This window comes from Paraconexibacter sp. AEG42_29 (genome assembly GCF_040581415.1).
GTDB lineage: Bacteria > Actinomycetota > Thermoleophilia > Solirubrobacterales > Solirubrobacteraceae > Paraconexibacter.
Genome location: NZ_CP114014.1, coordinates 3,981,774 through 3,995,133, shown reverse-complemented (window position 1 = coordinate 3,995,133; position 13,360 = coordinate 3,981,774). Strand labels below are relative to the sequence as shown.

At 73.0% G+C, this 13,360-nt stretch carries 11 protein-coding genes; 6 read left to right on the top strand and 5 right to left on the bottom strand.

Annotation, left to right across the window (positions count from 1 at the left end; all coding sequences use genetic code 11):
• Positions 1 to 21: 21 nt before the first annotated feature.
• Both DSM112329_RS19400 and DSM112329_RS19395 read left to right on the top strand, forming a co-directional pair.
• Positions 22 to 903 carry a hypothetical protein gene (locus DSM112329_RS19400; RefSeq protein ID WP_354698208.1) on the top strand — a complete coding sequence of 294 codons (882 nt, stop codon included), beginning with the start codon at positions 22 to 24 and terminating at the stop codon, positions 901 to 903.
• A gap of 170 nt (positions 904 to 1,073) precedes the next feature.
• Positions 1,074 to 2,129 (top strand): DUF892 family protein, encoded by a 1,056-nt coding sequence (locus DSM112329_RS19395; RefSeq protein ID WP_354698207.1) that lies wholly within the window; start codon positions 1,074 to 1,076, stop codon positions 2,127 to 2,129.
• Between the two features lie 82 nt (positions 2,130 to 2,211).
• Here the strand turns inward: DSM112329_RS19395 and DSM112329_RS19390 are convergent, their stop codons facing one another.
• Positions 2,212 to 2,784, bottom strand: a complete 573-nt coding sequence (locus tag DSM112329_RS19390; RefSeq protein WP_354698206.1) for a helix-turn-helix domain-containing protein — start codon at positions 2,782 to 2,784, stop codon at positions 2,212 to 2,214.
• A gap of 82 nt (positions 2,785 to 2,866) precedes the next feature.
• On the opposite strand from DSM112329_RS19390, the gene DSM112329_RS19385 reads away from it, so the two are divergent.
• Positions 2,867 to 3,769: an SDR family oxidoreductase gene (locus DSM112329_RS19385; protein WP_354698205.1), complete on the top strand. Its 903-nt coding sequence runs from the start codon at positions 2,867 to 2,869 to the stop codon at positions 3,767 to 3,769.
• A gap of 142 nt (positions 3,770 to 3,911) precedes the next feature.
• Positions 3,912 to 4,385: a group II truncated hemoglobin gene (locus tag DSM112329_RS19380; protein WP_354698204.1), complete on the top strand. Its 474-nt coding sequence runs from the start codon at positions 3,912 to 3,914 to the stop codon at positions 4,383 to 4,385.
• 31 nt (positions 4,386 to 4,416) lie between these two features.
• Here the strand turns inward: DSM112329_RS19380 and DSM112329_RS19375 are convergent, their stop codons facing one another.
• Positions 4,417 to 5,874 (bottom strand): aldehyde dehydrogenase family protein, encoded by a 1,458-nt coding sequence (locus DSM112329_RS19375; RefSeq protein ID WP_354698203.1) that lies wholly within the window; start codon positions 5,872 to 5,874, stop codon positions 4,417 to 4,419.
• A gap of 20 nt (positions 5,875 to 5,894) precedes the next feature.
• The gene (locus DSM112329_RS19370) at positions 5,895 to 7,163 is read right to left on the bottom strand and encodes a cytochrome P450 (protein ID WP_354698202.1); all 1,269 of its coding nucleotides are present in this window, start codon (positions 7,161 to 7,163) and stop codon (positions 5,895 to 5,897) included.
• A 106-nt stretch (positions 7,164 to 7,269) separates the two neighbouring features.
• On the opposite strand from DSM112329_RS19370, the gene DSM112329_RS19365 reads away from it, so the two are divergent.
• Entirely contained in the window at positions 7,270 to 8,505 is a 1,236-nt protein-coding gene (locus tag DSM112329_RS19365) for a helix-turn-helix domain-containing protein (RefSeq protein ID WP_354698201.1), read from the top strand.
• Here the strand turns inward: DSM112329_RS19365 and DSM112329_RS19360 are convergent.
• Complete coding sequence (locus DSM112329_RS19360; protein WP_354698200.1) at positions 8,502 to 11,012, bottom strand: hypothetical protein; 2,511 nt, start codon at positions 11,010 to 11,012, stop codon at positions 8,502 to 8,504. The genes DSM112329_RS19365 and DSM112329_RS19360 overlap by 4 nt on opposite strands.
• 219 nt (positions 11,013 to 11,231) lie before the next feature.
• Between DSM112329_RS19360 and DSM112329_RS19355 the strand changes: the two genes are divergently transcribed.
• A complete protein-coding gene (locus tag DSM112329_RS19355; RefSeq protein WP_354698199.1) occupies positions 11,232 to 12,806 on the top strand; it encodes a hypothetical protein in 1,575 nt (524 codons plus the stop codon).
• 42 nt (positions 12,807 to 12,848) lie between these two features.
• On the opposite strand, the gene DSM112329_RS19350 is transcribed toward DSM112329_RS19355, so the two are convergent.
• Positions 12,849 to 13,091 (bottom strand): hypothetical protein, encoded by a 243-nt coding sequence (locus tag DSM112329_RS19350; RefSeq protein WP_354698198.1) that lies wholly within the window; start codon positions 13,089 to 13,091, stop codon positions 12,849 to 12,851.
• Between the last annotated feature and the right edge of the window lie 269 nt (positions 13,092 to 13,360).

Sequence of the window (13,360 nt, the reverse complement as noted above, 5' to 3'; positions counted from 1 at the left end):
GCCGGCGGTACCGTCGGCCGGGTGACCCCATGGCCGGCGATCGACGAGCCGCTGCTGCGCGAGCGCTTCGCGATGCCGGACGACGACTTCTGGCGGTTCTATGCACGCCTGATGAGCAACGTCGGCCCGCGCCCCTACGAGGATGCGACGCTTGCCCACGCGTTCGGGTACCCGTGGGATCGTCCGGTGGGCTCCTACCGTCTCGAGGCGGACGAGGTCAGCCTGCTCGCGGACCTCCCGGCGGCCGAACGCGAGCGCACCATCGCCGCGTACTCCGGGCCCACGGCGGGACGGTTGCCGATGCTCGCGATCGGGTCCAACGGCGCGCCGGCGACGTTGCGCCTCAAGTTCGCCCATTTCGACGCCCCGGCCGACCGCGACGTCCTCGCCCTCGCCGGTCAGCTGCACGACTTCGACGTCGGCCCGTCCGCCCACCTGGCACCGTACGGCTCGCTCCCGGCGACCGTCTTCGCGAGCCCGGGCACCGCCGTCCGGAGCGCGGTCCTCTGGCTGACGCAGGCCCAGTTCGTCCAGCTCACGTGGTCGGAGGTCCCGTATCGCCTCGGACGTCTGGAGGCCCGGTTCGCCGGCGACGAGCCCGGGACCGACGCGGGCGCGGTCCTGCTCTTCGCCTCCCGGTCGGGTGTCCAGGCGCCGGACGGGACACCGCTCGCGCTGTCGGCGGTCCCGGCGGCGCGGCGGACTGCGCCTGCGCTGTCCCAGCAGGACGCGCTGGACGCCGTCGCCCGGTCGGCGCTCGGCCCGGAGGGCGACGCCGAGGCACTGGTCCGGCGGGTGTTCGCCGACTTCGGCGCCTGGGCCGCGAGCGACGCCGCCGCGCAGCTGCGCGCCACCGGGCGTCCCCTTGCGACCGAGCGCTTCACGTCGTTCCCGGCCGGGTGACGATCTGCCGCAGGCGTCGGACGACCCCGGCACATCCATGCGTGCGCCCGGTCGGTGTCGGGCAGACCTTCAGTGATCGCTGCTGCGCCCGGCGCCGGCGGTCGCATGTTCTTCCCGGCTGACAGTGCGCCGGAAGGCCCCCTTCCCGCAACAACAGACAGGAATCTCGCATGGACACCGCTGACCAGAAGGTCGTGCAGTACCTCAACGAAGCCCACGCCAGCGAGCACGCGCTCGTGCGCGTGCTGCAGTCCCAGATCGCGATCACGCCGCGCGGTGCCTACCGCACCGGCCTGGAGAAGCACCTCGGTGAGACGCAGGACCACGCCGAGCGCGTCGGCAAGCGCCTGCAGGAGCTCGAGCAGGGTCAGAACCCGCTGCTCGCCGCGGTGGGCCTGGCGGAGACGATCATCGGCCAGGCACTCGCGCTGACGAAGACGCCGCTGGACATGCTCCGCGGGACGGGCGGCGAGGAGAAGATCCTCAAGAACGCCAAGGACACCTGCGCGACCGAAGCGCTGGAGATCGCCACGTACACCGCGCTCGAGCGCCTCGCCCGCACGGTCGGCGACACGCAGACCGCCGACCTCGCGGCGTCGATCCTCAAGGACGAGGAGGCCATGCTGCGGCGGGTCCTCGAGCTGATCCCGACCCTGACCGAGGACGTCGTCTCGGCGGATGTCGAGGGTGACCACGTCTACGACGTCACCACGACCGGTGCGGCCGACGCCGCTCGGTCCGCCGCGACCAAGACCAGGACCGCGGCGCGCAAGACGACCCGCTCGACCAAGACGGCGGCGAGCAAGACCGCAGCGAAGGCCAAGAGCGGGGCGCGGCAGGCCCGCAAGGTCCCGGGCGTCGCCCAGGCCGAGGGCGGGGTCAAGGGCGCTGTCGCCCGCCAGCAGGACCTCGCGATCACCGGCTACGACAAGCTGACCGCGGACGAGGTCACCAGCAAGCTGCCCGGCCTCTCCCAGATCGACCTGGCCAAGGTCGAGGCCTACGAGCGCAAGAACCAGAACCGCAGCACGATCACTGCGCGGGCCACCACGCTGCGCGGTGACGAGCCGTGGCCGGGATACGACGAGCAGACGGCGGCGCAGATCACGAAGGCGCTCGACGACGGCACCGACGAGCAGGCCGTGAAGGTGCGCGACTACGAGCGCGGCCACAAGGCCCGGGCCGGCGTCATGAAGGCCGCCGACCGCGTGCGCGCCACCGCCTGACCCAGCCGCTGCCGACCACGCGCGTCGGCAGCATCGCGGTCGGGGCGCGGCACGGCGGCAGGGCGCGCTCCGCGCCGCCGTGTCAGCTGCCGGGCGCGGCGGTCAGCGCCTGCAGTGCCGTTAGCGCCTCGCGGATGAGCGCCGGCAGCGCCTCGTCACCGTCCGCGGTGGCCCAGCGGTCATACGCGCTGCGGAAGACCACGACCGCCGTCTCGGCGGTCAGGCCGGCGACGGGTTCGGGGACGCCGCGCTCCCGCAGGGCCGCCGCGAGCGCGGTGGCGACCGCGGCGAGCTTCACCAGTTCGCGCTCCCGCAGCTCCGCACTGGCGGCGATGATGCGATGGCGCCGCGCCGAGTGCTCGTGGCGGTCGGCGAAGGCGCCCGCCACGGCGTCGAGCGCGACAGCGACCGCTTCCAGCGGCGTCGCCGCCGCCGGCGCGGCGGCGAGGCTCTCGACGAAGAAGCGCTGGAACGCATCACCACCGCCGAACAGCACCTCGCGCTTGTCGGCGTAGTGCCGGAAGAACGTGCGTTTCGTGACCCCGGCGCGCGTGGCGATGTCCTCGATTGTCGTCTGATCGTACCCGTGTTCCCCGAAGAGCTCGAGCGCTGCCTCTTCGAGCCGGCCGCCGGCGTTCGGTTCCCATCGGGTCACGCCCAGAGCATAGATGACACTGAGTGTCATCACCCGTGCTACCGTGATGACACAAGATGTCATCAACCCTGGAGGATCAGGAATGCACGTGTTTGTCACCGGCGCCACCGGCTGGATCGGCTCGGCCGTCGTCCCCGAACTGCTCGCGGCGGGTCATGAGGTCACCGGCCTCGCCCGCTCAGACGCCTCCGCGCAGGCACTCGCCGCGAGCGGCGCCACCGTCCTGCGCGGCTCGCTCGACGACCTCGACCGCCTGCGGTCGGCCGCCGCCGCGTCCGACGGCGTCATCCACCTCGCGTTCAAGCACGAAGAGGCGTTCTCCGGCAACTTCGCCGCCGCGGCTGCTGCGGACCGCAGCGCCATCGAGGCGCTCGGCGCGGCCCTCGAGGGGAGTGACAGGCCGCTCGTGATCGCGACCGGGCTGGCCGGGCACGCGACGGGGTCGCTGGTCACCGAGAACGACACGCCGGACCCGGCGTCCGGCGTGAGCGAGCGGATGCGGTCCGAGCAGTACGTCCACTCGCTCGCGTCGTCCGGGGTCCGTGCGGCGAGCGTCCGGCTGGCGCCGACGGTCCACGGCGACGGGGACAACGGCTTCGTCGCGACCGTCGTCGCGGTCGCCCGCGAGAGGGGCGTGTCCGGGTACATCGGCGACGGCGGCAACCACTGGCCCGCCGTTCACCGCAAAGACGCGGCGCGGCTGTTCCGCCTTGCGCTCGAGCAGGCGCCGGCGGGCTCTGCGCTGCACGGCGTCGCCGAGGAGGGCGTGCCGGTGCGCGCCATCGCCGAGGTCGTCGGCCGTCGTCTCGACGTCCCCGTGACATCGGTCGCCGCCGCCGACGCGGCGGACCACTTCGGCTGGGTGGGCGGGTTCCTCGCGCTCGACATCCGGGCCTCGAGCGCCGTGACGCGGGATCTGCTGGGCTGGGAGCCGACGGGGCCGGGGTTGCTCGACGACCTCGAGCAGGGGCACTACTTCCGCTGACCCCGTCGCCTTCCCAGCCCGCACCAGCCGTGCGTCGCGGCGGATAGGGTCCGGTCATGCTCTCGGTGCGAGCCGTCCCATCAGGACACCGAGACGGCGCGCACCCAGCGGCGCGGGTGAACCCGACCACGAGGTGGCAGCCATGCAGCCGAAGGTGACGCCGACGATCTTCGACTGGGCCGGAGGGGACGACGCGTTCCGCCGGTGGCTCGACGTGTTCTACGACCTGGTGGAGCGCGACCCGCTGCTCGGGCCGGTCTTCGGTGGGTCGGTCAGCGAGCACCACCGGCGCGCGGTGACGCTCTGGTGGACCGAGGTCATGGGCGGTCCCGCCCGCTACAGCGCGGGCGAGGGTGGCTATGAGCACATGCTCGAACAGCACGTCGGACTCGCTATCAGCGCCGAGCAACGGCTGCGATTCGTCACGCTCATGAGCCAGGCAGCCGACGACAGCGGGCTGCCCGCAGACCCCGAGTTCCGCGCAGCCCTGATGGGCTACGCGGAGTGGGGCTCGCGGCTGGCGCTGGGAAACTCGCAGCCGGGCGCCGAGGTGGCCGAGCACGCGCCCGTGCCCCGCTGGGGCTGGGGGGTCGCGCCGCCGTACATCCCGGACTGAACGTCCGTGCCGGGGCTCGCGGGATTGCCCGTCACCCTGCGAAGGCCGCCTCCACGATCGCCTGGACCTTGTCCCCGTACGGCGGGTAGAGGATGTCGATGTGGTCCCCCTCGCCGCGGACCACGACGCCGCGGGCGGTGCTGAACTCGCGGAAGCCCTCGATGCCGTGGTGGCGGCCCATGCCGCTCGTGCCGCTGCCGCCGAACCCGAGGTTCGGAAGTGCGCCCTGCAGCGCGCAGGCGTTGATGCAGGCGCCGCCCGACCGCGCGGCGCGGACGATCGACTCGCACTCCTCGATGTCGTCCCCGAAGACGTAGAGGCCCAGCGGGCGGTCGTCGGCGTCGATCGCCGCGACGGCCTCGTCGAGCGTGTCGTAGGGGATGACGGGCAGGATCGGACCGAAGATCTCCTCGCGGCAGATGCGCAGGGACGGGTCCGGATCCACGACCAGCGTCAGCGGCATCCGGCGCGTCTGCCGGTCGGCGCCGACCCCCGGCTCGAGCTCGACCAGGCGCGCGCCGGCGGACCGCGCCTCGTCCAGCAGCGCCTCGATGCGCGCGAGGTGGCGGTCGACGATCAGGCCCGTGCAGTCAGCGCTCGCCGAGTGCCCGGCCACTCCGGCCTGGACCGCCAGCGCGACGAAGTCGTCGAGCTGCTCGCGGGGGACACGGACATGGTCGACGGAGATGCACATCTGGCCGTTCTTGATGAGCTTGGTCCCGACGATCGACTCGGCCGCCGCGCGCGTCACCCCGCTGGGGGTGAGGACCGCCGGGCACTTTCCGCCGAGCTCGAGCGTGACGGGGACGAGGTGCTCGGCCGCGCCGCGCATCACCTCGCGGCCGATGCCCGGGCTGCCGGTGTAGAGCAGGTGGTCCCAGGGCTGGCGCGGGAACGCCTTCGCCAGCTCCAGCCCACCGACGGCGACGGCGACGTGGTCCCGGTCGAAGGTCGCCGCGATCAGCTCGGCGAGCAGCTCCCCGCAGGCGGGCGTCAGGTCCGACGGCTTGATGACGACGCGGTTGCCGGCGGCCAGCATCTCGACCACCGGGCCGCAGCCGATCTCGAACGGGAAGTTCCACGGGGCCATGTTCCCGATGACGCCCTTGGGCTCCAGGCGCATCGACGCGCGGGCGGTCCCGTACAGCGCCGGGTCGACCGGACGCTCGGACGCGCGTGCCCACTCCTCGAGGTCGCCGATCGCCATCGCGGCGCGGCCCGCCGGCCCCAGGATCTCGATCAGGTCGGTGAACGCGTCGGGGTGGCTGCCGAAGTCCTCGGCGACGGCGGCGCGGATGCGGTCGCGCGCCCCCATGAGCATCCCGGCGAGCGCGCCGATGTGCTCGGCGCGATCGGCCAGCGACGGGTAGGGGTCGTGGCGGAAGGCGGCCTTCTGGAGCGCGATGGTCTCCTGCAGGGACGCGATCGACGCGGCGTCGGAGTTGGTGCTGGCGTCGCGGTCGATGAGCGTCGCGGTGGCGAGGGACATGGGATCGGGCTCCGTTCGGTTCAGGACAGGGCCGCAGCGCGAGCGTCCCGCACGGCGGTGAAGCTGATGGGCAGGTGCTTGAAGCCGTCCACGAACCCCGAGCGGATCCGCACCGGCGTCCCGATCATGCGCAGATCGTCGGTGCGCGCGAGCAGTTCCTGGAAGAACACGGTCAGCTCGACCCGCGCGAGGCCGGCGCCGAGGCAGAAGTGCCGGCCGCCGCCGCCGAACGCGTGGTGCGGGCAGCGCTTCGGTCCGCGCGTGACGTCGAAGGTGTCGGGACGGTCGATGGCGCGGGGGTCGCGGCTCGAGGACTGGAGCCAGACGATGACGGAGTCGCCCTCGCGGATGAGCTGACCGCCGAGCTCGACGTCGCGCGTCGCGGTGCGGCGCTGGTGCGTGAAGGCCGGCGCCCAGCGCAGCATCTCCTCGACGGCGCCGGGGACGAGGGACGGGTCCGCCTTCAGCAGCGCCCACTGGTCGGGGTGCTCGATCAGGGCGAGGACGCCGTTGCAGATCGTGCCCTTCGTCGAGTCGATCCCCGCCGCGAACAGCTGGGTGAAGACCCCGACCTGCTCCTCCGGGGGCATCGGCTCGCCGTTGTACGTCGCCAGCCCGAGCGCCGTGACGAGGTCCTCCTCCGGCTGCTGCGCGCGCGCAGCCATGAGGCCCATCAGGTACTGCGCCACCGCCATCAGCGCCTCGTCGCCGCGCATGCCGCCGGCCACCTCGTCGTCGCCCGACAGGAACGCGTCGGTCCAGCGGTTGATCTGCTCCCGGTCCGCGACGGGGACGCCGAGCAGCCCGCACACCGTGCCGTTCGCGAGCGGTCCCGCGAGGTCGGCGGCGACGTCGCAGGATCCGGCGTCGAGGATGCCGTCGATCAGCGCGATCGCCTCCGTGCGGATGCGCGCCTCGAGCTCGCGCACCCGCCACGGCGTGAAGGCCTTGTTCACCGTCCCGCGCATGCGGACGTGATCCGCGCCGTCCTTGCCGATCATCACGCTGCGCTGCACCTCGAGCGAGCCGACCTCGGCCGCGCGCATCGTGAAGCCGCCGCGCCACGAGGAGAACGTCTCCGGGTCCTTGCCCACCCGCTCCACGTCGGCGGCGCGGGTGACGTTCCAGAAGCCGGGCTGGTCGGAGTCCGGCCAGTCGGGGGGCGCGTCCGTCCACATCACGGGCGCCTCGTCGCGCATGCGCGCATAGAGCGGGTGCGGCGGGCCGTCCGCGAACGTGTCGAGGTCGCCGAGCCGTGTCTCGAAGGGGGAGTGTCGGGTCCCGGGCATGGGGACGACGCTAACCCGGGCGCCGGGCGCAGACTTGTGCATGATGCTGCATAGGTGGCCACCACGTAGTGCATCTAGAGCACCCGTCGTCGGCGATACTCCGGCGATGGCCACCGACCGTGCCCGCGCTGCGCAGGCGAAGACGGACGCCCTGCTGCGGAGCGTCGCTGTCGAGCACGAGGGCGCCCTCGGGGAGCTCTCCGCCGCGATCCTGGAGCGCCTGCGCCAGACCGTCCCGGAGTTCTTCGCGGACGACGACGTCGCGTACGACATGGCGGCCGCGGTCGATGCGAACGTCGCCCGCGTCCAGCGCCTGATCGCCAACACGCCGGCCGAGGCGATGCGCGAGGCGCTGCCGGTCGAGGCGGGCGACCTGCTGCAGAGCACGATCCAGCACGGCATCCCGCTGATCTCGCTGCTCGAGGCCTACCGCAGCGCGCAGGGGCTGGCCGCGGACTGGTGGCAGGACAGGCTCGCCCCGACCGCGGGTCCGCGGTTGCTGGCGCAGGCGACCAAGACCCTGAACCAGCTGATCGTCACCTACATCGGGGCGGCGGCCGGGCAGATCCGCGCCTCGTACGAGACCGAGCGGCAGGCCCACGAGAACAGCGTCGACGGCCGGCGGGCGCACCTGATCCGCAAGCTGCTGGCCGGCGAGCAGCTCGACCCGACGGCGGCAGCCCGGACCCTCAACCACCCGCTCGCGGGGCGCCACGTCGCGCTCGTCCTCTGGCGCGGGGACGAGCCGGGGTCCGACGACCTGCTGGAGGTCACGCTGGCCGACCTTGCCGCGGCGGTCGGCGGGGTCCGCGTCCTCACGACCTCGGCGCGCCACCGCGTCTACGCGTGGATGAGCACGATGGGTCGCCTGGACCCCGCGCCGCTGCACGCCGCCAGCACCCCGGCCGAGGTGCACGTCGCGGTCTCGAGCGTCCACGACGACATCGACGGCTTCGTGCGCGCGCACGCCGAGGCGGTCCAGACGGCCGGCGTGGCCCGGGAACACCGCTCCCTGCCCGCCGGGAGCGTCGCGGTCTACGAGGACTTCGAGCTCGTCGCGCTGCTCTCGCGGGACCCCGACGCCCGCGACCGCTTCGTCCGCCGGACGCTCGGCTCCCTCGTTGCCGACACGCGCGGTGCCCAGCGCACCCGCACGACGCTGCAGGCGTTCCTCGCGTCGGGCGGCAGCCCGTCGCGCGCCGCCGAGCGGCTCGGCGTGCACCGCAACACCGTGCGACACCGGCTCGCGGCCCACGAGGATCTCCTCGCCGAGTCGCGGCGCCTCGAGGTCGAGCTCGCGCTGCGGATCGTCGCCCAGCTGGGCGCCCGCCCGGACGCTTAGGGCGCCGGGAGGACCTGCCGGCTGAGGAGCTCGCCGCGGGTCGCGGTCCGCTGGTCTCCCGTGAACAGCAGGTAGGACTGCAGGACACCTTGGCGGGTCCGGATCCCGGCGATGACGTCGGCCGGCAGGGCGGCGTCGAGCGCGAACCGCCCGCGGACGATCGGGGCGGTGAAGGAGACGGTCCGCGTCGGCTGTCCGACGGGTTCGTAGACCAGCTGCAGCCGGACCACGCCGCGGACGCGGCGCTGGATCGTGCCGGCGACGCGCACGCGTCCGTCGGCGACGGTCGGCTGCGCCGCGGTGAGCTGGGCGGCCCGCGGGGCGGCGCGCAGGCGCACGGTCTGCGGCTGGGTGTCGGTGTCGCCGGCGTAGCGCAACGTGACGATCCCGGTTCCGAGGCGGACCTGTGCCGGGGTCAGCGGCTGGTCGACGCGCACCCGCCGGTTGGCCGCGTCGACCTTGACCGCGAACGACGTCGTACGGCCGGCGGCGCGGAACTCGCCGCGCAGCAGGCCGGAGGCGCGAGCCGTGATCGGCGCGAGGATGCTGAGGCGGCGCGCCCTGCGGTCGACCTGTGCGCGGGCGACCTGGAGCTTGGCCGCCTCGAGCGTCCGGCGGCGTGCGGTCGCCGCCGGCACGGTCGTGATCGGGCTCGTGGGGGAGGTGCCGGTGGTCGTCGGCGCGGTGCCGGCCGGGCCGGTGCTCCCGGTGCTTCCAGTGCCGCCTGGGCCGGGGCCGCCGGGGCCCGGGACGGTCGGCGTGACCGGTTCCGCGGTCGTTCCGCCGCCGGTGGTGCCACCGGCGGTCCCTCCGCCCGTGGTGCCGCCGGTCGTGCCCGAGCCCCCACCGGGCGTGCCGCCACCAGTGGTGGGTGCCGGCGTCGCGCTCACGGTGAACGTGCGTTCCGCGGGCGTGGCGTCGACGTTGCCGGCGGCGTCGCGGGCGCGGACCGCGAAGCTATGGGCCCCGTCGGCGAGGTCGCTCAGCTGCCTCGGCGCGGTGCAGGCGGTCCAGGCCCCTGCGTCGAGCCGGCAGTCGAAGCCCACGGCGGCGTCGGCCGGCACCCCCGCGAAGGAGAAGGTGGCCGCGCGGCTGGTCGTCGTGGTGGCGTCGGCGGGGCCGGCGGTGATCGTCGTGTCGGGGGCCACGGAGGGATCGGTGAGGGTGACGCCGACGCGGCTGGTGGCGTTCGGGTCGTCCTTGTTCCCGATCGAGGTCACGGTGATCGTGACCCCGCCGGCCGTGAACGTCCTGCCGGCCAGCAGGCCGAACTGGGGCTGCTTGGCGGGGTCCGGGTTCGGGTGGCCCAGCACCGCCGCGCTCTCACCGTCGGTCGCGATCCGCTGGACGGTGATCCCGGGGTTGTCCTTCACGGGATCCAGCGCGTAGGAGGACAGCGCGTCGCGACCGCCGCCGCTGCGCCAGTCGACCGAGTACTCGGTCTGCGTCGTCGGGTCCGTGACCCGCAGGCCGCGCAGCCCCGCGGAGGTTCCGCGCGCACGGAGGTCGTACGTGCCGGTCGTCGTCCGCTGTCCCGCGCCCAGGGTGACCGGCGCCACCTCTCCGGCGTCGGTGATGCCGAGGCGGGTGCGCTCGAAGGAGTCCAGCGCCGCGGGCGTGAAGGCCGGGTCGTTGCTGAGCGTGTAGCCCATGAGGGCGTAGGTGTTGGCGTACTCCTGCGTCACGCAGTTCGGCCCGACCGGGGCGTAGCACGCGTTGGCGTGATCGAGGCTGAAGTTGTGCCCGAGCTCGTGCATCAGCGTCTGGATCGTCGACTTCGGGTTCCAGCCGGAGTTCAGGCGCCCGCCGCTGGCGATGCCCGCCTGGACGGTCCCGACGCCGCCGGCACAGCCGGGCGGGCTGATGACGATGACGTGGTTGCCGGAGGTGGAGCTCGTGCTGACCCCGGGGAAGAGCGTCGACGCCGCTTCGTTGTACATGGCCGATCCGCTCGAGCAGTCCGTGGTGGTCGGCAGTGACTTGAAGTCGACCCGGGTGAACGCGGTGATCGCGCCGTTGCTCTCCTCCTTCCATCGGGTCAGCGCCGCATCGATCGTCGCCTGGATCGTCGCGTCAGACGATCCGAACGCCCCTTTGTTCGAGACCTTCGCCACGTAGGCGCGATGGGCGCTCGGGGTCGCCGTCACGGCCCGCGCGGGGGCGGTGAACGTCGCCGAACGCACGTCACCGTCGGTGGTCGCCTCCGCCTGCACCGACGCGCCCCGCACGCGTCCCGGAAGCTCGGCACCACCGAAGTCCACGTCGACCACCCGACCCGACGGGGTCTGGACGAAGTACCGCTGCGGGCCGCCGGACGCCTCGACCAGGTCGCCGCGCAACCGTCGCGTCGCACCCGCCACGCCCGGGTCGCTGAACCGCACGTCGCCGCCGGTGACGCGGACGCTCGGGGCATCGGACCGCATCGGCCCTGAGACGGGCGCTGCGCCCGCCGGCGCCGCGCCCCATCCCAGACCGACGACGACAGCGGCGACCAAGACCTTGACCATGTCGCTCAGGATGGCCGGGCGTCCGGTCGCTGAACCGTCCTTGGACGAAAGATCGAACTGCCCGTTGCGCCAACTGTCAGCAGTCGATCACCGACACGGGACGAGGCTCTGCGATGGCCGCGGGACGACGGTCCTGCGCGGACCCGACAGGGCGCCGAGGCGATGTTTGGTGGTTCTTGCAGCTGACTGGCGGACGGTCCGGGACTACGCTCACCCCCGATGATGGGAATGCGTGTCGTCGTCCGCTGCAGCAGGCTCGCTCTGAGGTCCCTGCTCGTCCTGCTCGCCACCGCGGGGGTGCTCGCCATGTCGAGCGGGGTCGCCGGCGCGGCAGGCACCGAGGATCCCGGCAGCGCGCCGTGGAAGCAGGTCCCGCGCGACCGGCTCATCGCCGAGTGTGGCCTGGACCCGGCGATGCTGAACGCCTACGCCCCGAACCTGCTGCTCTCGCCGTTCGTCGTGATCCGCCACGGCAAGCTCTGCTGGGAGGGCAGCCTGCAGCCGAACGCCACCACCGAGAGCTACCCGGTGTTCTCCGCCACGAAGACGTTCGGCGCGATGTTGTTCGGGATGGTGGTCACGCGCAGCAGCCTCCTGAGCGACACGTCCAAGGTCGCTGACTGGGTCTCCGCGGCCGACCGCAAGACCATCAACCCGGACGCGCTGATGGTCCATGTGCTCGGCATGGTGTCCACCAACGCGGACCTCAGCTTCGGCAAGAAGCGCAAGTGGTCCTACGACACCGACGGCACGCGGGAGATCGACGTGCTCGCGCTGGCGATGGACAAGGCCATCGCCGCCGAGCCGGACCGGTTCGGCGGTGCCAAGGACGCCGCCGAGTTCGCGCAGAAGGCGCTGTTCGATCCCCTCGGGATGTCGGCGTCGCACTGGCCGGGCGGCGCCATCGGCGGCAACCTCACGACGAGCGTGCACGACATGGCACGGCTCGGGCAGCTGATCCTGCAGCGCGGCCTCTGGCAGGGCGAGCGGGTCATCAGCGAGGAGTACCTGTACCGCATGACCCATCCGTCGTTTGAGGACACGAACACGGGCTACGGCTACCTGACCTACGTCAACGCGGCGTCCGGCTGGGCCTGGCCGACGAGCTCCGCCGACCAGAACTGCTCGCCGTTCGGCGAGTGGCCGAGCTACCCGCACCGCCCGCTGTTCCAGTCCACCGGGCCCAACGGGGGTGTCCCGGACAACCGCGCCCAGAAGCTCGACATCGCGCACGTCTTCTCCTCCGGGACCGGTGGGCAGAAGTGGATCGTCTACCGCGGCCTGGACATCGTGATCGCGACCCGCAACGGGCTCCTGAGCGTCGGCGACGGCGGGAAGCTCATCGAGGGCTTCTCGAGCCACAAGACCGTCTGGAACGCGATCCGGCCGGCGATGCTCCCGTTCGACCCGGTCTACGCCGGGGACGAAGCCGGCTTCTGCAAGGCCTACCGCGCGAGTGAGTACGCACCCGACCTGCGCGAGCCCTGGTTCGACGGCAAGGCCGCGCCGGCCGCGTCGCCGACGAAGGTGAAGCCGGCCTGCAAGAGCCGCCGCCGGCTGACGCTCGCGATCGCGAGGCCGAAGGGGATGACCGTCCAGCGTGTGGACGTCCGCCTCGACGGCCGCCGGGTGCGCGTGAAGACGTCGCGCGGACGCATGACCGCGGTCATCGACCTCCGTGGCCGCGGCGCCACCGTGGCGATCGTCCGCATCGTGCTGCGCGGCGTCCGGGCCGGGAAGCCGGTGGTCGTCTCGCGGACCCGCGCGTTCCGCACCTGCGCGAAGGGGTCCTGAGGGCCGCGGGCGCGCCGGTAGCCCCCGGCCCGGGCGCCGCGGTCAGGAACCGGTCGTCCGGCGCGGGCCACGGCTGAGGCTCTTGCGGGTCAGCGCCGAGCCGACCCCGGCGAAGACGACCGCGAGGAACAGAAGGGCGAGCAGGCCGACGAGCACGGGGCCTTCCGGGTCGATGAAGAACAGGAGCACGGTGATCGCCGGGATGGCCAGCAGGACGAGCGCGAAGCGCAGCGTGAAGCGAACGGGGGCGTCGGGCTCGGGTCCGTAGGGCAGGCGCGCGGGCATGGTTCTCCTTGAGTCGGTTGACCGACGCGGGAGCGTCGTCACGGACGTGTGCCCCGGCGGCGTGATCCGCACCATCGGGCGGTAAGCCGGATACCGCTCACACCGCCGACGGGCGTCTTACGAGGGCCCCGACCCCTGAGTGGTGCCGCCGAGGGTCGACGCGCAGAGCACGCGGCCTGCGGGCTGCAGAGGTCCAGGATTGGACAGACGGCCTCGGCTGCGCGGGCTACGGTCGACCGGCGGGACGCTCCCATGGCCGTCCCGCCGGT

Excerpts from the sequence above, each read along its gene's own strand:
- DSM112329_RS19395 (WP_354698207.1), top strand. The coding sequence starts at position 1,074 with ATGGACACCGCTGACCAGAAGGTCGTGCAGTACCTCAACGAAGCCCAC.
- DSM112329_RS19385 (WP_354698205.1), top strand. The coding sequence starts at position 2,867 with ATGCACGTGTTTGTCACCGGCGCCACCGGCTGGATCGGCTCGGCCGTC.
- DSM112329_RS19380 (WP_354698204.1), top strand. The coding sequence starts at position 3,912 with ATGCAGCCGAAGGTGACGCCGACGATCTTCGACTGGGCCGGAGGGGAC.
- DSM112329_RS19375 (WP_354698203.1), bottom strand. The coding sequence starts at position 5,874 with ATGTCCCTCGCCACCGCGACGCTCATCGACCGCGACGCCAGCACCAAC.
- DSM112329_RS19370 (WP_354698202.1), bottom strand. The coding sequence starts at position 7,163 with ATGCCCGGGACCCGACACTCCCCCTTCGAGACACGGCTCGGCGACCTC.
- DSM112329_RS19365 (WP_354698201.1), top strand. The coding sequence starts at position 7,270 with ATGGCCACCGACCGTGCCCGCGCTGCGCAGGCGAAGACGGACGCCCTG.
- DSM112329_RS19360 (WP_354698200.1), bottom strand. The coding sequence starts at position 11,012 with ATGGTCAAGGTCTTGGTCGCCGCTGTCGTCGTCGGTCTGGGATGGGGC.
- DSM112329_RS19355 (WP_354698199.1), top strand. The coding sequence starts at position 11,232 with ATGATGGGAATGCGTGTCGTCGTCCGCTGCAGCAGGCTCGCTCTGAGG.
- DSM112329_RS19350 (WP_354698198.1), bottom strand. The coding sequence starts at position 13,091 with ATGCCCGCGCGCCTGCCCTACGGACCCGAGCCCGACGCCCCCGTTCGC.